General features: G+C 67.4%; 18 protein-coding genes and 5 pseudogenes. 10 read left to right on the top strand and 13 right to left on the bottom strand.

Features of this window, described 5'->3' with window-relative positions:
* Positions 1-429 precede the first annotated feature (429 nt).
* The 7 genes and pseudogenes from OG520_RS44150 to OG520_RS44180 form a co-directional block, all read left to right on the top strand.
* Entirely contained in the window at positions 430-996 is a 567-nt protein-coding gene (locus OG520_RS44150; RefSeq protein WP_331737099.1) for a hypothetical protein, read from the top strand.
* Between the two features lie 59 nt (positions 997-1,055).
* Positions 1,056-2,105, top strand: a pseudogene (locus OG520_RS44155) (ISL3 family transposase); the annotation flags it as partial.
* Positions 2,106-2,521: 416 nt separating this feature from the next.
* Positions 2,522-2,758: pseudogene (locus OG520_RS44160) on the top strand (transposase); the annotation flags it as partial.
* 334 nt (positions 2,759-3,092) lie between these two features.
* Positions 3,093-3,941 carry an IS5 family transposase gene (locus OG520_RS44165; protein WP_331737100.1) on the top strand — a complete coding sequence of 283 codons (849 nt, stop codon included), beginning with the start codon at positions 3,093-3,095 and terminating at the stop codon, positions 3,939-3,941.
* Positions 3,938-4,354, top strand: a complete 417-nt coding sequence (locus OG520_RS44170) for a hypothetical protein (protein ID WP_331737104.1) — start codon at positions 3,938-3,940, stop codon at positions 4,352-4,354. The genes OG520_RS44165 and OG520_RS44170 overlap by 4 nt, the downstream gene beginning before the upstream one ends.
* A 149-nt stretch (positions 4,355-4,503) precedes the next feature.
* Complete coding sequence (locus OG520_RS44175) at positions 4,504-5,298, top strand: hypothetical protein (RefSeq protein WP_331737107.1); 795 nt, start codon at positions 4,504-4,506, stop codon at positions 5,296-5,298.
* Positions 5,291-5,665 (top strand): annotated as a pseudogene (locus tag OG520_RS44180) (GntR family transcriptional regulator); the annotation flags it as partial. The gene OG520_RS44175 and the pseudogene OG520_RS44180, both read left to right, overlap by 8 nt.
* A 452-nt stretch (positions 5,666-6,117) precedes the next feature.
* Here OG520_RS44180 and OG520_RS44185 read toward each other — a convergent pair.
* Both OG520_RS44185 and OG520_RS44190 read right to left on the bottom strand, forming a co-directional pair.
* The gene (locus OG520_RS44185) at positions 6,118-7,008 is read right to left on the bottom strand and encodes an IS3 family transposase (RefSeq protein ID WP_331737516.1); all 891 of its coding nucleotides are present in this window, start codon (positions 7,006-7,008) and stop codon (positions 6,118-6,120) included.
* Positions 7,009-7,025: 17 nt separating this feature from the next.
* Complete coding sequence (locus tag OG520_RS44190; protein WP_331737113.1) at positions 7,026-7,331, bottom strand: transposase; 306 nt, start codon at positions 7,329-7,331, stop codon at positions 7,026-7,028.
* A gap of 316 nt (positions 7,332-7,647) precedes the next feature.
* Here OG520_RS44190 and OG520_RS44195 point away from each other — a divergent pair, with 316 nt between their 5' ends.
* Positions 7,648-8,304 (top strand): hypothetical protein, encoded by a 657-nt coding sequence (locus tag OG520_RS44195; protein WP_406016791.1) that lies wholly within the window; start codon positions 7,648-7,650, stop codon positions 8,302-8,304.
* A 230-nt stretch (positions 8,305-8,534) separates the two neighbouring features.
* Here OG520_RS44195 and OG520_RS44200 read toward each other — a convergent pair whose 3' ends face one another.
* The 5 genes and pseudogenes from OG520_RS44200 to OG520_RS44220 all read right to left on the bottom strand — a co-directional run.
* Complete coding sequence (locus OG520_RS44200) at positions 8,535-8,888, bottom strand: peptidase inhibitor family I36 protein (protein ID WP_331737120.1); 354 nt, start codon at positions 8,886-8,888, stop codon at positions 8,535-8,537.
* 218 nt (positions 8,889-9,106) lie between these two features.
* Entirely contained in the window at positions 9,107-9,247 is a 141-nt protein-coding gene (locus OG520_RS44205; protein WP_406016792.1) for a hypothetical protein, read from the bottom strand.
* Between the two features lie 36 nt (positions 9,248-9,283).
* Positions 9,284-9,511: a hypothetical protein gene (locus tag OG520_RS44210; RefSeq protein ID WP_331737126.1), complete on the bottom strand. Its 228-nt coding sequence runs from the start codon at positions 9,509-9,511 to the stop codon at positions 9,284-9,286.
* A 166-nt stretch (positions 9,512-9,677) separates the two neighbouring features.
* Positions 9,678-9,815: a hypothetical protein gene (locus OG520_RS44215; RefSeq protein WP_331737547.1), complete on the bottom strand. Its 138-nt coding sequence runs from the start codon at positions 9,813-9,815 to the stop codon at positions 9,678-9,680.
* Positions 9,799-10,013, bottom strand: a pseudogene (locus OG520_RS44220) (ADP-ribosylglycohydrolase family protein); the annotation flags it as partial. The gene OG520_RS44215 and the pseudogene OG520_RS44220, both read right to left, overlap by 17 nt.
* Before the next feature lie 211 nt (positions 10,014-10,224).
* Between OG520_RS44220 and OG520_RS44225 the strand changes: the two are divergent.
* Positions 10,225-10,572 (top strand): helix-turn-helix transcriptional regulator, encoded by a 348-nt coding sequence (locus OG520_RS44225; RefSeq protein WP_331737128.1) that lies wholly within the window; start codon positions 10,225-10,227, stop codon positions 10,570-10,572.
* Positions 10,573-10,626: 54 nt separating this feature from the next.
* Here the strand turns inward: OG520_RS44225 and OG520_RS44230 are convergent, their stop codons facing one another.
* From OG520_RS44230 to OG520_RS44245, 4 genes are all read right to left on the bottom strand, one after another.
* Positions 10,627-11,496, bottom strand: coding sequence for a DUF6924 domain-containing protein (locus OG520_RS44230; protein WP_331737130.1), 870 nt, complete (start codon positions 11,494-11,496; stop codon positions 10,627-10,629).
* An 85-nt stretch (positions 11,497-11,581) separates the two neighbouring features.
* A complete protein-coding gene (locus OG520_RS44235; protein WP_331737133.1) occupies positions 11,582-12,601 on the bottom strand; it encodes a NucA/NucB deoxyribonuclease domain-containing protein in 1,020 nt (339 codons plus the stop codon).
* 561 nt (positions 12,602-13,162) lie between these two features.
* Positions 13,163-13,309, bottom strand: a complete 147-nt coding sequence (locus OG520_RS44240; RefSeq protein ID WP_266695226.1) for a hypothetical protein — start codon at positions 13,307-13,309, stop codon at positions 13,163-13,165.
* Between the two features lie 616 nt (positions 13,310-13,925).
* Positions 13,926-14,579 (bottom strand): DUF4232 domain-containing protein, encoded by a 654-nt coding sequence (locus OG520_RS44245; RefSeq protein WP_331737145.1) that lies wholly within the window; start codon positions 14,577-14,579, stop codon positions 13,926-13,928.
* 192 nt (positions 14,580-14,771) lie between these two features.
* Here OG520_RS44245 and OG520_RS44250 point away from each other — a divergent pair.
* Positions 14,772-15,464, top strand: a pseudogene (locus OG520_RS44250) (SpoIIE family protein phosphatase); the annotation flags it as partial.
* 156 nt (positions 15,465-15,620) lie between these two features.
* On the opposite strand, the gene OG520_RS44255 reads toward OG520_RS44250, so the two are convergent.
* Together OG520_RS44255 and OG520_RS44260 are read right to left on the bottom strand one after the other, a co-directional pair.
* Positions 15,621-15,887 (bottom strand): DUF3761 domain-containing protein, encoded by a 267-nt coding sequence (locus tag OG520_RS44255; protein WP_331737147.1) that lies wholly within the window; start codon positions 15,885-15,887, stop codon positions 15,621-15,623.
* 203 nt (positions 15,888-16,090) lie between these two features.
* Positions 16,091-16,792 (bottom strand): HNH endonuclease family protein, encoded by a 702-nt coding sequence (locus OG520_RS44260; protein ID WP_331737149.1) that lies wholly within the window; start codon positions 16,790-16,792, stop codon positions 16,091-16,093.
* Positions 16,793-17,046: the final 254 nt, after the last annotated feature.

A 17,046-nucleotide genomic window follows, 5' to 3' on the forward strand; every position in this document is an offset into this window, starting at 1 on the left:
CTCGTGACCGGAAGGGCCGAGGCGGCCTGTTCAGAATAGACCATGCATCCCCGTTATAACGGGGTATCGCGAGTTTCCCTCCACAAGACAATCGGCACCCCGGAGCGGAGCGGACGAGCCCGGGGCACCCGTACAGGGAACATCTACTGAGGGACTGGGTGGCCTGCGCTCACGGACCCGAATGGGTGTGCGCTGCCCACAGCGTGGGGGGCACCGGGGTACCGATCATGCGGGCGCCGCGTGGCGTAGTTCAGGGCGTGGGCGCTCCGCTTGCCCCGGGGCCGGGGTGATCATTCGCGAGAAGGACGCGGTTGATGCCCTCGGGACCCGCGCGCTGCGCCGCCCACCAACCACCCTGATTGAGGCTTTCGCGTCATACTCCGGCCACCTGCCTCGTAGTATGGGATGCAAGGCGTTGGGAGGTAGTCGGTGGCCTGGGAGCACGACCGACAGTTGGTTACCGCATTGGCACAGGCCGCAGTGACGCGAGCCGCGCCGGAGGAGCTGTCGCAGTTCGAGGTTACGGCTGACGCGTTCTTCGCGTCATCGTCACGTACCAGGCGCACCAGGCAGCGCGACGACCCGCTGGCGTTGGGGCTGGACAGCATTGTGGTGCTGACGAGTACGGTCGCACTCAGTGTGGCCGTGGAAGTACTCAAGCACCTTGCCACCGACTACTCGGAGAAGGCGCTTGGCGGCTTATGGCGGAGAGTGCGTTCGATCACCGGGCGACGGGCGGAATCCGACCCCCTAGCGGCGCCTCCTCTACCACAACTGACTGGGCAGCAGTTAGCCGAACTGCATGCTCTGGCGCAGCAGAAGGCCCTAGCCGCACAGCTGCCGTCCGATCTGGCCGTACTCCTCGCCGACGGAATCGTCGCCGAACTGTGCAGGAGCAGCACCGAAACCAACGCCACACCCGGTACCGCGCCCGACACTACATCGGGCACCGCATCAGGTCCTGCTCCCCTTCCTGACTCCGATCCCACGGCGTAGGAGTGGCAACAGTCGCGGCACCACCGCTGAACCCCTTCGCCACCCCCTCCGGTACCGCCGTCCGTTTCGCCCTGCGCCGCCGCCACCGCTACGCCACGATCATCACGGATGCCGAAACCAGCAGACGCGTCGAAGTCCTGCCCGACCGCGAGATGGCCACCCTCGAGTCCTGGCTGCGCGAACATCCTGGTGTCGAGGTCGTGTGCCGGGACGGCTCGGCCACCTACGCCGAGGCCGTCCGCCGCGCCTTGCCCGACGCGGTGCAGGTCAGCGACCGATGGCACCTATGGCAAAATCTCTGCGACAAAACCCTGCTCGAGGTCCGCGCGCACGCCGGCTGCTGGGCCACCATCAACCCGCCCCGCCCCGGCGGAGTACGCGAACAGAGCACCCGCGAACGCTGGAACAAGATCCACGAGCTCCTCGGTCAAGGCGTCGGCCTCCTCGACTGCTCCCGCCGCCTCAACCTGGCCCTGAACACCGTCAAACGCTACGCCCTCATGCCCGAACCCCAGGCCCTGCGCATCGCTCCGGCCTACCGGCCCACCCTCGTCGGCCCCTACCGCGAGCACCTGCGCCGGCGCCGTGCCGAGGAAACGGCTGTCCCGGTCACCCACCTCCTCGAAGAGATCCGGGAGTTGGGCTACACCGGCAGCGCGAACCTCCTGGTCCGCTACCTCAACCAGGGCCGCGCCGAAGGTGACCGCCCCGTCACCACCGCGCGCCACGCCGGCCGCCTCCTGCTCACCGACCCCGAAAACCTGCGCCCGAAGGAAACGACCCTGCTGGAGAAGATCGCCGCGGCCTGCCCGGAGATGACCGCACTCGCCGATCTCATACGCGGCTTCGCCGCCCTGCTGAAACCAGGCGAGGGCAACGACGTGAAACTCACCGAGTGGGTCACGGCCGCCCGCGCCGTCGATCTGCCCTACCTGCGCAGCTTCACCAATGGCCTCGAAATCGACCGGCTTGCCGTGGACGCCGGCCTCACGTTGCCCTACCACAACGGCCGCACCGAGGGCGTCAACACCCGCACCAAAAGGATCATGCGGCAGATGCACGGACGGGCCGGATTCGATCTCCTCCGCCACCGCATCCTCCTGCCCTGACGGACACCCAGCGTCACCACCGACTACGGGCCAGACCCGAACGTTCTACAGTCCCCGGCACCCCTATGCGGGTGCCGCCCACCGGGCGTTTCACGGGTACGGCACCCGAGCGGTGCCGCACCATCGCGGGAGTGTCAGGCGGGATGGTGGGGCAGTTCCTCGGCGGCGCGGCCACCGATCCCGAGGGTCCGCCGCGGAGACGGAGGTGCCGCGGGGCGCGTGCCGAGTACGCCTCGGGCTCGTAGTTCGTCGAGGTCGGAAAGGCGCTCTCCGGGGAGAGTGTCGAGCAGGTCGGCCTGGGCGGCGCGGATGCTGGGCGCGGGAGCCTGGGGGTCTGCGCCAAGGGCACGGCGGACGGTCACTGGTAGTCAGGGGCGCGGTGCCCAACGGGCCCGTTTCCCCATCCCCCTTTTACCGGTGTCGAAGGCGCCATCTCCCAGGCCGTGAACCGCTGCGGCCTGCGCAGATCCCGCTACCGCGGGCTCGCCAAAACCAGCCTCCAGCACCAGCTCACCGGGGCAGCGATCAACCTCGCCCGCATCGATGCCCACCTCACCGGCGCCCCACGAGCCCACACCCGAACCAGCCACTTCGCAGCACTTCGCCCCGCCGATCAGACGACCAGCGGGGCGAAGCAGACGGCCCCGAATTAACCAACAGCATCCGGATACTCCGGGAGCCGGGGCCTGTCGCGCGATGCAGCCTTCTCCTGCACGTGTCGTGCCGCTGCGTCGATCCCCCGCAGGTGGGACCGCGCATCCGGCCAATGTGTCCGTGGCCAACTGGCCCGTTCGCCAGGCAGGCGGGAAAGGATCGGCTTCAAACAGCCATTTCCGGATCATTTTTTTGATCAATCACAATATTGGGCCATTCAGCCGATCTAAGTGGGCGGTTCGTGACTCTATGAGTGGTTCTGCTGTCGCCCGATGGTGTGGGCGAAGCCGGAACGTTCCGGTCCGGTGCCGGTGGCCTGCTGGGATCGGTGGGATGAGTGAACGCAAGCCGTACCAGAGTGACTTGTCCGACGAGCAGTGGGCGTTGATCGAGCCGGTGCTCACGGCCTGGAAGAACCGGCACCGTTCCGTGAGCGGCCACCAGGGCCGCTATCCGATGCGGGAGATCGTGAACTCGATCCTCTACCAGTCCCGGACCGGCTGTCAGTGGGCCCTGTTGCCGAACGACCTGCCGCCGAAGAGCGCGACGTACTACTACTTCGCCGCCTGGCGGGACGACGGCACCGACCAGCAGATCCATGAACTCCTGCGCTGCCAGGTGCGGGAGAGAAACCGGCGATTAGAGGACCCGACCCTGGTGATCCTGGACACCCAGAGTGTCCGGGCGGCCACCGGGGTCCCCGCGGTCACGACAGGCAAAGACGCCGCGAAACGGGTGCCTGGCCGCAAACGGGGACTGGCCGTGGACGTCCTCGGCCTGGTCATCGCCGTCACCGTGGTGGCCGCCAGTGTCCACGACAACGCCGCCGGCATCGCTCTGCTCGACCAGGTCGCCGTCGCGGCCGGCGGCTCGGTCAGCAAGGCCCTGGTCGACCAGGGCTTCAAGAACCAGGTCGTCATGCATGGGACCGCCCTCGGCATCGACGTCGAGATCGTCCGGCGCAACCCTGAGGAGCGGGGATTCGTTCCGCAGCCGAAACGGTGGCGGGTGGAGCAGACGTTCGGGACCCTGATACTGCACCGGCGCCTGGTCCGCGACTACGAACACCGCCCAGCCTCCTCCACCTCACGCGTCTACTGGGCCATGACCCACGTCATGGCCCGTCGGCTCACCGACGCGAGCACGCCCACCTGGCGCGATCCGCAGGTGATCGGCGCGTGAACCTCAACCCCCTCCTCCAGGCGCTCGACCTTCAGGAAGACGCAGTCCGGGCCCTGACCAACGATCTCCGCACCCAGATCGACACCCTTCAGACCCAGCTCTGCGAGGCCGAACTGCGTCTGGAACACCTCGCCATCACCCGCACGACCATCACCGGCCTCGCCGACCGAATCCCGGTCCAGAGTGCCGACCCATCAGGGAGTCTGGAGCTGCCCGAGCACCCGGACTACCCGCGCATCCTCACCGTCTTCAACGACACCACCGGCCCACTGAGGGCCCGCGACATCTGCCAGGCCCTCGACTTCGAACTCCTGCCGAAACACATAGAACGCACCCGCGCCAAAATGAAACGCCTGGTCACACTAGGAATCCTCACCGAGGTCGAGCCAGGAACCTTCAGCAAGAAGCAGTAACCAAGTCCGGAACGGACATCAACTCACGAACCGCCCACTCAGAGGCCCTCTCTCTTTACATCACCTTGTACCGAGCATTTGACACAAGATCCCGACCAGGGCATCTTGTACTCACCGCTTAATACAAGATGATCTGGGGGGATCTCCATATGCTCGACACCGCCCCGCTCCAGTCCCGGTTCCTCGACCACGCCGACTACTGCGCCCGCTGGTCCGGTCTGGCCATCGGCATCGTGGCCGCACAGCAGTTGGCCACCATGGAGAGCGGCGACATCACGATGCCCCTCGTGTTCGCCATCACCGCTTTCGGCCTGTGCGGGGTGGGCGGCGTCCTGCTCGGCGACGCCCTGACCCTGCGTCCCCAGGAAGCAGTACGCACCGCGACTGTCGCCCCACGCCTGGTCAGAGACCAAGTGCCGCCCCTCATGGCGCCCCTGCTCCTTCTGCAGGCGGCGTCCCTCGGCAGCCTGCTGGTGATCGGTGCGGTCACGGCCTCCCCCGACCCTTACCAGATAGGCAGAGCAGGGCATGTCATCACCGTCACCTGCGAAGGGATGCGCACAACCCTCGGCCCCTGGCCCGGCCTGTACTACAGTGGCCCGATGTTCGCCGCCCTCGCGGTTGGAACCCCCGTCTGCGTCTGGGCCCTGCGCCGCATCACCCACAGCCCGGGCGGCGACCAGCAGCGCCGCGACCGCGCATGGGCGATCACCGGAGCCTGGGGGCTGCTGGTGTCGAGTCAGGTGCTGCTCGTCGTGCTGATGATCTTCGTCGCACTCACGGAGAAGGGCTGCGCCGGCCAGTTGGGAGCCGCCACCATCATGGTGATCTGCCCCCTGGGCCTGCTGAGCCTGTTCACCTTCGGATGGTCCCTGGTCACCGTGGTGGCACCCCGGGCGGTCGACGACGAGGCAGCCGACAATGGCCCTTTCGACGATGAATGACCCCGCCATCCGTGTCGACACCACCAGCCAGGCACCGCCGTACGAGCAGATCCGCGCCCAGCTGGCCGCGCTGATCCGCACCGGCCGGCTGACCGAGGGCGAGCGCCTGCCGACCGTGCGCCAGCTCGCCGCCGACCTCGGTCTGGCGCCGGGCACTGTGGCTCGCGCCTACCGCGAGCTGGAGGCCGCCGAGCTGATCCGCACCCGCCGTGGCGCGGGCACCCGGGTCGCGGCGCTCCCGTCCGAGCCGCACCTGCACGATGCCGAGCAACTCATCACTCTGGCCCGGGACTTCACCTCCGCCGCTCGTGCGCTCGGCGCCGACACCGAAGACATCCTGACCGCCGTCCGCGACGCCCTGAGCCCGGGGCCCACCTCCTCTTCTGCCACCTCCGAAGCGGAGCGGGTGGCCCCAAAACGGCCGAGCCGCCCGCGCAAGTCACAAACTTGAGCAGCAGGCGTAAGCAACAGACGGCTCCGAGGACTACCCGTCGTGGCTGACGATCCAGGCGTGGTACCAGTTCGAAGCAGCAGAGCCGGACCAGATCAGCTGAGACGGCATCCGGCGTCCACCCGCCCAGGACCACATAACCCAAGATTCCCGGCACCCCCACGTCTCAACTGAACTGGTCGCCGCAGGCCAGGGGTCCGACTCGAAACCAGATCATTTAAGACGGGACACCCGCCAACTACGATCCTCGGTCACAGGATGAACATCCGTACATGGAGGGCAAGTTGGCGGAGGGGGTCGCCTCGGCGGTGCTGAGCGAGGGGGAGCACCGCGAGTGAAGTTCCCCCACGATCACGGACAGCGAATGTTTACGCTGCGTGGGTGAGATCTTGGGCCGCCAGGGCCCTGGTCTCGATCGGGGTGACGTAGCCGTAGATTGGATGCTTGCGCAGACGGGTTCGGTTGTACTCGGCCTCGATAAAGCGGAAGACGTCCGCGCGAGCAGCCTCGTGGGACTCCCAGACGGTGGTCCCGATCTCCGCTTTCAGTAAACCGAAAAAGCTTTCGGCTGCGGCGTTATCGTAACATGACCCGGTTCGTCCCATGCTCTGGCTCAGCTTCAACTCCCTTATCAGCTTGCGGTATTCACTCGACGTGTACTCCGATCCGCGATCCGAGTGTGCGATGCAGTCCTTCCTCAGGGCGCTGCGGCCGGCGGCCATCTTCAGGGCGTCGACAACAAGTTCGGCGCGATGGTGGTCGGCCATCGCGTACCCGATGACTTCGCGGGTCGCCAGGTCGATGACCGTCGCCAGATACCACCAGCCGGCGAGTGTGGGCAGATATGTGATGTCCGAGACCAGCTTCGTGCCGGGCTCGGCGGCGGTGAAGTCCCTCCCGACCAGGTCCGGCGACGGGGCCGCCTCGGTGTCGGCCTTGGTCAGGCTGCGGCGCTTGCGGCGGGTGATCCCGCGGATGTCGCGCTCCCGCATGATCCGCTCGACCTTCTTCCGATTGATCCGCCTGCCCCCGCGTCGCAGTTTCGCGGTCACCCGCGGGGCCCCGTAAGCCCCACGGGAATCGGCGTGGATCTGCCGGATCTCCCCGGCGAGCTCGTCCTCGGCCGCCTGGCGCACCTCGGCGGCGGGCCGCGCGGCAAGCCAGACGTAATACGCCGATCGCGCCACCTTCAACGCCCGGCACAGCAGACTCACGCCGTAGCCGCCGGGATTGTCCTCGGATGCCTTCTCCGCGTCGATGAACCGGTAGCGCGCGGCTACTTCGTCTTCTGCTGCGCGAAGAAGGCGGTCGCTTTTCCCAGCACCTCGATCGTCTGTTCCTGCTCGCGGACCTTGCGTCGCAGCCGGACCAGCTCCTCCCGCTCAGCGGTGGTCAACACCCCGGCCGGCCCCTCGCCCCGATCGATCCCGGCCTGCCTGACCCAGCCCCGCAGGCCCTCGGAACTCACCCCGAGCTCTCGCGCGACCTCCGTCACCGTCCGCCCGGAGGAACGGACGAGATCGACGGCGTCCTTCTTGAACTCCGCCGTGTACCGCTTGCTCGTGTTGCTCTTCTTACTCACTACCTGGACTGCTTCCTCCGGGACCCATACGTCCCAGTATCAAGCTGTCCTGACATCGGGGGGAACTTCACGGATGTTCCTCACCCTCCTGAAGGACCATGAGTTCGCGCGAACTGACGGGGCTTTGGAGCGAACTCATTGGTCTTCAGTCTTGTCCGGCGGCTCTGGCCCTTGGGTTCACGGGAACCGACGGCCGGTCTTGCTCTGCGGCTGTGTCCGGGATCTCCCGGCAGCGGGATGCCTCGGTGCAGCGGATGCGGTCGACGATCAACTCGCTGCTCGGGGAGAATCGGCCGCCATGTGGAAGAAGAGAGCCATGATGCTCACCCTGTTGATGTCAAATGTCGTGCTGCTGACGCTCCTGGTCGCTACGTACATGCCGTCCGAGGGTGATGTTGCGATAGGCAAGGCCGCCCCCCGAGATGCGACTGTCAACCTTCCTGAACTCAAGGGTGGGGCAATCCTGGCCGCGAATCAGTGGCCGGACGCGTGCTCGTTCGTGGACCAGGAGGAGATCAAGGCGATCTTCCCTGGTGCCAAGGACATCGAACAGGAGAGCCGTCCGATCAGCGCTTTGTCGATCAAGGACTTCGCTGCCGACTCCTCGTGGAAGGAGAGTGACAGGTCCAAGTCCGGCCAGTGCCTCTACAGCATGCGCCTTCCGGGCGAGACCTACGCCGCTACCCAGTTCTGGTTCCGCATCGAGGCCGTGGCCGACCCCAAGCTGATTGTCGGCTACGAAGATCGCCTCGTGTCAGGATCCAGTACCAACCAGGGTGCACAGGGCGCGGATCACTGCGTCATCACCGGTACCTACGAGGGAAGTTGGAACTGCCGCAAAGGTCCGCTGCTGTTCACCGTGGGCGGGCAGAGCAGCGTGACCTTCAAGGGCGAGTTGGCCCCAGCACCTTTCGTCTGGCGGGACGATGTGCTCCCTGAGTTCGTCCGGACCATCGCCGCGAAAATCAAATAGCTTCCCCAGAAGCGGCAGGAACTACGTCATCTGCGCGGGCCCGGTGTCGCCGAGCACAAGACCAGTCACCTCTGTGCGGCGATCAGCGGTCGGTCCCCGGACGAGGTCGACGGCTGCCGGTCACACCCCGTCATCGCCGCCGGGCCAGGTCGCGGGCGGCCTGCCGACGCCTGACGCTTGCGAGGGCCCCCTGCGACTGCCAGTGCCGCCGGCGCGCCGGAGCCCTTCGGTCAGCAGAGCGGAGTGCTTACTGACGCTGCGGAGAGGAAAGCTCCGCCCAGGTTGTGGAGCCCCTGGTTGCTTGGCGGAAGGACCTTCTTGGTGCCCTTGTAGTTCGGCTGGCTCCACAGGCACCAGGCATGCTTGGACGCGTTCAGGTCTGCCCTGGCCGCAGTCAGGCCCTGCCGCCGCACGTCGGCCGTGGCTGAGGTGTAGCTCGCCCAGTGGCCGCGACCATTGGAGTTCTCGAAAAGGCAGAACTTACCCGGGGGGCAAAGCTCTTGCGCTGCGGTGGTTTGCGGTGCGGCAACGGGCAGGGAGGCGGCGGCCATGCCAACGGCGACCATCGGCCAGAACTTGCGCATTACGTCCCCTTTGGTTGGATGCGGAGATCATCGCGAGCAAAGGGCGGGCGTCGCCATTCCCCGGACGAGTGGTTTCCAGGGGTGAGGAAAACTGAAGACGAGACCAGCTCTCTCCCGCGACTGCTCATCCATCCCAGCTGGGCTTGCCAAAGTCGGCCTGCGGGGTGGTGGGACGGCCCGGAGAAGTTCTCACAAGGGGCGTGAGCCGGCAGCCACGTCTACGACGCGGGGCGCGGGTGGTCGACGACGTGGATGCGCTGCTGCTTGACGAAGATGACGGCCGGTGCTGCGACGCGGCTACTGGTGACGATCGCTGGCCAGTCGTCCGAGGTACCGACGACCTCGGTCATGAGCTTCATGCCGGGGCTGGAGGTGAGGAGCTCATCGCAGGTCCCTCAGGACACGGACTGCGGCCGCCGCATCGGCATGGCCCGATCGGCAGCGTCGGAGCCAGCGACGGTGGTGACGGGATGGCGCATTGCGTCGATGGTGGCGGCGATGTTGTCGAGGACTTCGGCTGGGGCGGTGGTCTCGGTGATGTCGTCGAGAAACACGAGGCGTGAGGCGGCTGCCCGCAGGGCGGCAGAGTGGGCCGCGGCGGCATCGGGCGGGAGAGTCGTCATGCCGCGACCCTACTGAAGGGAAAGAAGGTCCGGCGGCGGGAACGCTTCCTCCCGGCCGGGGCTCTTTCGGTACCGCAGCTGGCGACGAGCGGCCAGAGAGTTCAGACGGAGGGGAACCGGCGCCGGAACTGTCCAAATCGGGTCTGATGCAGACTGGGATATCCCCTCAATTCTCCTCGGAGGTGCCTGCCCGGTTTCGGACGGCTTCGTCGGGACCGGTACCGGTGTAGTAGCCGAGCGGGCCGTCGGCGGGGTCGTCGATGTAGACGTGCCAGTCGGTGTCGTACTGCGCCCGCGCGTCCATGCGGGCGCAGAGGTTCGGTGTCGCCGCCGAGGTCGAGTGCCGCGCGTATCGCGTCTTCGAAGCTGGTGGTGGTGCGCAGGGCCCAGACGGCGGAGCCCAGACAGGGCCGGACGGCACCGTTGAACTCGGTCGGGGGTGCCAGTCGGACGCGAGGACCGTGGCGTAGTGGTCGCGGTGCTCGGGGAGAGCCAGGATGTCTCGTCCTGGGCAGGAACGGCTGCCCAACCCCATCTGACGGTGCATCGGCACCCGCACGATACTCACCAGGTCCTGAGTAAGGCGGACTTGCAGGCATAGGTGTAATGCGCTTTCGAGCAGTACTCAAGCGCACTAGGTTGTGAATGGTTACCGCCGCACCCGGAGCCACGGGGGTCTTCCGGGGGAAATGCGGTGGTCAGGAAGGACCGGAATGACTGAACGGTCCATTGCGGGCGGTCACGCCTGCGCCTACCGCCGGATGGGCGCCGATCCGGTACGGGGTTTATGGAAGCTCAGAAGGCTGACGGACCGCGAACGGGAAGTGTTCCTTCTGGTGGGCACGGGGGCAGGAAACCGGCATCTTGCGCGGGAGCTGGGGATTACGGAGCGCACGGTGAAGGCGCACATTGCGCGGATCGTGGAGAAGCTGGAACAGCAGACGCGGCTTCAGGTCGCGGTGCTGGCTGTGCTCGCCCACGAGCAGCTGTGCTCCGATCCGCGGTGCGAGTGCCATGAGGCCGGTGTCCCACCGGGGTTCTCGGTGACGGCGGCTGCCTGATGGGGGTGTCCGTGCTCGTGCGGAACGGGTACGGACACCCTCGTGTCAGCCCTGTCAGTAGTGCTCTTCCCGGTAGACGCCGTCGGTGTCTACACCACGGCCCCACTCGCCAAAGCTCGTGTTCGCCAGCTCCAGGTTGACGACGAAGGATCCGGCCGCTGCGAGGGTGATCCTGAACGGATCGTCGTCTTCGTCGGGCAGGTTGTTCACGGCCAGCAACGGAAAGTCCGCGGAGGCCAGCGTCTGCTCGTCGGCGATGAGAACGAGCGTGCTGTTGGGCCAGTCCTCGTCGTCTCGCCCGATCCGCGCCAGGATCTGATTTGCCGTGATGCCCGCGTGGGCGCGGTTGTCGATGACAGTGATCGACTTGTAGTGCTCCGATCCTCCTTCGAGGACCTGGAGCAAGCGTGCCCACTCGTCTGGCTGCTCGAAGGATGTCCGCACCAGGAGCGGACCGGCGGACTCCTCGATCGTGGAGGAGGCCGACTCGGTCTCGACTCCCGTAGGCTCGCCGGGGATGACCTGGATGAGGAAGCGGGGCTTCTTGCCGTCCGACGACCGGTCACTGGCATGGACACGGATCAGGTAGGGGCCGGGTCCCGCAGTGGCGAGATTCTCTTTGCGCAGCGGCTCGTATCCGCTGTCGCACAGGGTGAGGAAGCCGGTCGTGGAGATCACGGTGATCTCTTCGACCTCGTCCCAGCCGCTGTCCGCTCCCGGGTCATCTCCGGAGTAGAGGGTGACGATGGGGTTCTCCAGGGCGCTTCCGGCGTCGATGTGTAGCCAGTCCTTCTCGGCCGCCAGGAACCCGCGTCCGCGCGGCTGCTTGCCGGCGTCGGGGTCCATGACGGCCAGGTCGCCCCACTCCTTCATCTTGAGCGGCCGGGTGCGGCCGTCAAGGAGCGGCCAGTTGGAACGCTGCATGGAGAACCCCCATCGTGCTTACCTTGCGCCTGCCGGTTACGTCCTGGAAGGGTAGACGGGGCCTGTGGCAGGCGCGTTGCGCGCCTTACTTGATGCGGACGTAGTAGCCGTCGCCGTTGAGGACGCGCTGGGCCTTGTAGAAGCCGCCGAGGCGGGCTCCGGCGCTGCGGTTGTCACCGGCGGAGATGATGCGGGTGCTGCCGCGGGCCGGGTTGCCTCCCTCCTTGCTCGCGGCGAACGGGTACTCGTCGCAGTCGTACTTCTTGGGGTCGGGGTTGTGCACCTTCGCGCACATGGCCTTGCGGTGGGCGTTGATGGTCTTCTCGTTGGTGATGCGGTGCAGCGGGGTGGAGGCCCCCGGGTGACCGGCGATCTTGTGCTGGGCGTCGAAGATGTGGTTGGCGGACTGCTTCACCTTCGCGTCGCTGCGGGAGAGGGTGAAGACTGGGGAGTAGGACGGGAAGACGCAGCCGGGGTTCTTGGTGCGCTGCTTGGGGCCCCAGAACGTATCGTCGCAGCGGTACTTGGCTGAGCTGTAGGTGAAGCCGCCTATCGTGTAACCGGGCTTGGTGAAGGTGAACCGGTAGGAGGCGGGGCTGGCGAGCTGCTTCTTCTTCCCTACGCTGGCGGCGTAGCCGACGGTTCCCTTGTGGGCGGGGCCGAGGGTGGACCCTTGCGGGAACTTGACGGCCGTCTTGACGCCCTTGCCGCCACCGACGGACACGTTGACGTGGATGCCGCCGGCGTTGACGAGCTTGGCCTTGCCGACGGTGAAGCTCTCTGTCCACTTCAGCTTGTTGGTCTTCAGCGTCATGGCGTGCTTGATGTCGAAGGTGGCGGAGCCGAACGGCTTGCCGTTCTTGAGCAGGTCGACGCGGGCGCCGACATCCATGCACATGCTGGTGCGGGTGATGGTGATGGTGTTGAGCTTGCAGCTCGCGGCGGCGCTTGTGCTGGCGTAGACAGTCTTGGCAGCCGGGGCCTGGGTGACGGCGATGCTGTACTTCTCCGGTGCGGCTTGTGCGGTTGCGGCGCTCATGCCGGTGAGGAGGAGGGTGCCGAGAGCGGCACCGCTGACGGCTTTTCTGGACGCGCTGATGCGCATAGGTGTGTGTCCCCTCGTTGGTCGAGGGACGGCACCGCGTCGGGCTGCCGTCCGTCAGGCGAGCACGTTATGCGCTTCAGCGGTCATGGATCTATTGGCTGCTGGGGCACTGTCTGATAGGACAAGTCGGGTTTCGGTCAGCAGCAGTGACAGTGGGAACCGCGACGGCAGAGCGCGCTCGGTGACGCGGTGCTGCGTCACCGGTGACTGTGGCGCTATGGGACCAGCTGCCAGCGCTGGTAGGCGCGTGGTCGGTTCGCTCGGCTCATATGCCGTGCAGAGCTTGACCGAGCGTCAGCAGTGGGAGGAGCGGTGGATGAGAAGCGCTTCGAAACATACGGCCGGTACGTCAATGCCCTCAAGGCCACCAGCCGACCCCGGTCGCCCCTTCAAGCCGGTCGCCAGCGATCTGACCCGGCGGCTGCCGTCGGCCCCAGCGGAGCGCACGGTGCATCAGGATCCCAGCGGCGCGACTGCCGGCCCCTTGCCGCGGCTTCCCTAGCCGCGCGCCCAGCAACGGGCCATCCTCACCCCAGACCCGCACCCCGTCGCGGAGAGGTGTCACATCTCGTCCGGGCGCAGGTCGCGGACCCACCGCCAGGTTCCGCCGGTGTCCAGGCTGTAGAGGGACCGCCCGGCGGGGTACTGGCCGTAGTCGCTGGTCTGGATATCGAGCCCCAGCTCCGCCATCGCGTCTATGACGGCCAAGTCGGAATTCTGGTCGCGGCCGCGTCCTCGATCAGCGTCGGGGACAAACCCCGCCATCGTGAAGGAGGCGGGACCCACATCAGGGGCAGAAGCACCAACGACGACTCCGGCGAACATCAACGGACAGACGAAGGAGCAGAAAGCACCGTACGAGGCGGTAGATGACGCCCCAGCAGGAGCCCGGTTCAGCGCGCAAGGCGAGTTAATTCCCTGGACGGCGCGCCCGCCCGAGCGCAGCTTCGCGAGTCGCATGGCCGGTTCCAACGGCGGGACGACCCTGGCGGTACTGGTGCACTCGGGCCCGGCGCAGCGCGGCGGCCTCGGTTGCCGCGGCCTGGTGGCGCCGCTGTGCACGGGTCGCCTCGATCGGGGCCGGCGCATCGTCCGCGACGGCGTCGGGCTCGGGGAACGCGCGGCGACAGCTCCCGCAGCGCGGCGTTCTGCCGCTCCACCGCTGCTGCGATATCCGGATCCATCCGAGACGGCCGTGCGGCGGCACCGTGCGCGGCGCTGAAGCGGGCGGCGGCCGCGTACCGCGGCGCGGCACCTGCCGCGCGGTCCGGTCCGGTGATCCCTCAGCGGGTCCGCCGCCAGGAGCAGCCCGCGGGCACCGCCCCTAGTTGGTCGTGTGCGTGGGGTAGACCTCGACGTCGGTGTAGGCGCCCTTGATGTCCCCCGCGCCCGCGGGCCACTTCAGGGTCACGGTGTGGGTCTCGTTCGGGGGCGTCACCAGGATGTTGGTCGGGGACGCGAGGCTGTCGCCGGTGTTGTCGATGTCGTAGGCGAGGTCGAAGACAGCGGCGTCACCGGGCTTCAGGGTGGTGATACGCGGCTGGGCGTGGCCGCGCTCGATGGGGTTCGAGGTGTTGTCGGCGTCCTTGATGTCGACGCCTGCGAAGCCCGTTGCCGAGCAGGTGGTCGAACCCCGGTTGATCATGGTGATGTCGATCCTGCCGGAGTTCTCGTCGGGTGCGGCGTCCGTGGCGTCGATGGCCAGGTCCTCCGTCTTGCAGAATGTGACCTTGGCGCCGGTCTTCGTCGCGCTGTTCGTGGCTGCCTTTGCCTCGGTGTCCTCACCTGAGCTCGACTTCGCGTTGCCGGCCTCCGAGCCGCCCTCCGACTTCGAGCCACTGTCCGAGGACGAAGAAGACGAGGACGAGGAGCTCTTGGAGGACGAGGCCTTCCCGGAGCTGTCGCTGCCACAGGCGGTGAGCGAGAGGGTGGCGGCGACGCCGATGGCGGCGAGAGCAGTGATGCGGGTGTACTTCACGGTGTTCCCCCCTGGAGTAACGCGGTGCATGTGGTCGGAAGTATTTGTATCCCGCACCGAGTCACAGCCGGTCCTCCACGACGTCTTCGTTCCGTCACAGGCGTATCGACCTCACGGTCCGCCAAGGCACCGCCGTACGTTCACCAGTGGAAACTCTCACTCCCCCGACCAGGTAATCCTCACCCAGTGACCACCGTGCTGCGAGTACCGCCCGACGCCCCGATCGGTGTCGGCGGGGTGGGCTTCGAGGCCGTCGAGCTGGACGCGCCCGTGGGCGCCACGCTGCTGCTGTACACCGACGGCCTGGTGGAGTCCCGGCTGCGGGACGTGTGGACCAGGGTCGAGCAGTTGCGCGAACGGCTCGCAACCGCTGCCCATCGAGTTGGCCCAAACCACTCGCCGCCGCTGAAGGCGCTCTGCGACGACGTCCTGGACATGCCCGGCCCGGGTGACCGGGATGACGACATCGCGCTGCTCGCCGCCCGGTTCGACGGGATCGCGCCGAAACTATGTCGTGTACTGGCACCTAGAACCGGAGGAGACCGCACCGGGCCGGCCCGCAGAGCCCTGAGCCGCTGGGGTCTCGATGATCTCTCCGACACGGCGGAATTGCTCGTCAGTGAACTCGTGACCAACGCCCTGCGCCATGCGGAGCGACCGGTGACGCTGCGGCTGCTGCGCACCGACATCCTGCGCTGCGAAGTCGGCGACGACTCGCCACAGATGCCCCGGCAGCGCCGGGGAAGGGACACGTACGAGCGCGGCTACGGTCTGTTACTCGTGAACCGACTGGCCAGACGGTGGGGAGCGACACGTCTCTCGACCGGCAAGGTGGTCTGGTTCGAACTGGGCCTGCGTCCGACTCTGACAACCCCTTCTGGTTGACGAACCGGGGGATGCTGGGATGGACGGACCGCTCGTGCGGCTACAGGACGTTGAGGAATGTTCTTGGGGAGTCTCCGTTACAAACGGGCCTGTTCGGTTCGTGCAGGCTGGTGGCGCCAGGCGGGAGGGCTGGCGCTGCCCACAGGCGGACGTGGCCTACTTGTACCAGTAGCGGACGCCGTCATGGTGGCTGCAGGTGCCGCGGAACTTCGCCGCGTAGCTGGTGGTCCCGTCCTTGCATTCGGCGGTCGCACCTGCCGGGTGCGGACTTGCAGCCCTGCACACGCCGGTGGTGTGCGGTGCGCACGTGGTGGTCGCCTCGGCCTGGACGGCCGGGGCGAGGAGCGCGGCGGCGACGGCGAGCGCGGTGAGGGTGGCGTGGGCGATGCCGCGGCGGTCCGATGCCGGGAGAGTGCGGATCATGATGTGGGGCCTTCCTGGTTCAACCCCCGTGTCGTTGTCGTGGGGTTGGGGGTCGGGGTGGTGGGGTCGCCGCGGAGGAAGAGTGCCTGGGCGGAGGGGGCCTGCTCCTCCCCCGCGGCGAGTCGGGGTGCGGACGGGATCGTCCGGTCCTCCGGCGGTCTACCGGGCGGGGTTCCCGGGGCCGGTGATGCCGCCGGGTGGGGTCAGGCGTCGCAGGTGTCGAGCATCCCGGACAGGGCTTCGGCTTCGGCGGGGTTGGCGGTGAGCTGGTAGGTGGCCTTCACGCTGATCCAGGCGCGGCTGTAGGTGCACCAGTACGACTGCAGCGGCGGGCGCCAGTTACCCGGGTCCTTGTCACCCTTCCCCCGGTTGCTGCCGGCCGACACCGCGATCAGCTGCGAGTCGACCAGGTCGTTGGCGAAGGCGCGCCGCTCGGGGGTCGTCCACTGCGATGCGCCGGAACGCCAGGCTTCCTTGAGGGGGACGACGTGGTCGATGTCGATGCCGGAGGCGGAAGTGATTGTTTTGCCGTCGTACTCGGAGTACCAGGTGCCGGACACGGCGCGACACTGGTCGTCCTGGACCACGTCCTGGCCGTCGCGCTGGAGCACGACCTCGCGGGTGTCACAGGTGCCGTGCTGGGTGATCCAGTGCGGGAACTTCGCCCTGGAGTAGCCGGGGATGTCGTCCTCGTCGGCCACCACAAGGTTCGCGAGCAGCTCTCGGGCCTTCACCGCGTCCGGCGGTTCGGGAAGCTCACGCGGGGGCGGGGTCTGGGCGGTGGAGGCTTGGGGGCCGGCGTCCGGGGTGGCGGTGGCGGGTGCGGCGGTCAGCGCGAGCCCGGCGAGAGCCGAGAGGGCCGTGAGGAGCGCGGTACGGCGCAGATGACGAGTCACGCCGATCATGCTCCGGCCCCTGATCAGCGCAGAATCGTTGCTTCCTGGCGGGTGTCACCCGCGTGGGTGGGAAGTCGTACCGGGCGCCTCAGCCAGGCTCGTGACAGCGCGTCGGGCCGGGGAGGCTCGCAGGGCGGCGAGGCCGGGGCCCTGGCCGGGGCTGCGGCCGTCGGCCGACACGCGGCGGTCTGGGTTCGGACCCTGCCCGGCCTTGAATCCGGTCGGTGGGTCACCAGTCCGCTCGCCGAAGCCGTCGAGGTGGC

This window comes from Streptomyces sp. NBC_00984, from assembly GCF_045162475.1.
In the GTDB taxonomy this organism is placed as follows: Bacteria; Actinomycetota; Actinomycetes; order Streptomycetales; family Streptomycetaceae; genus Streptomyces.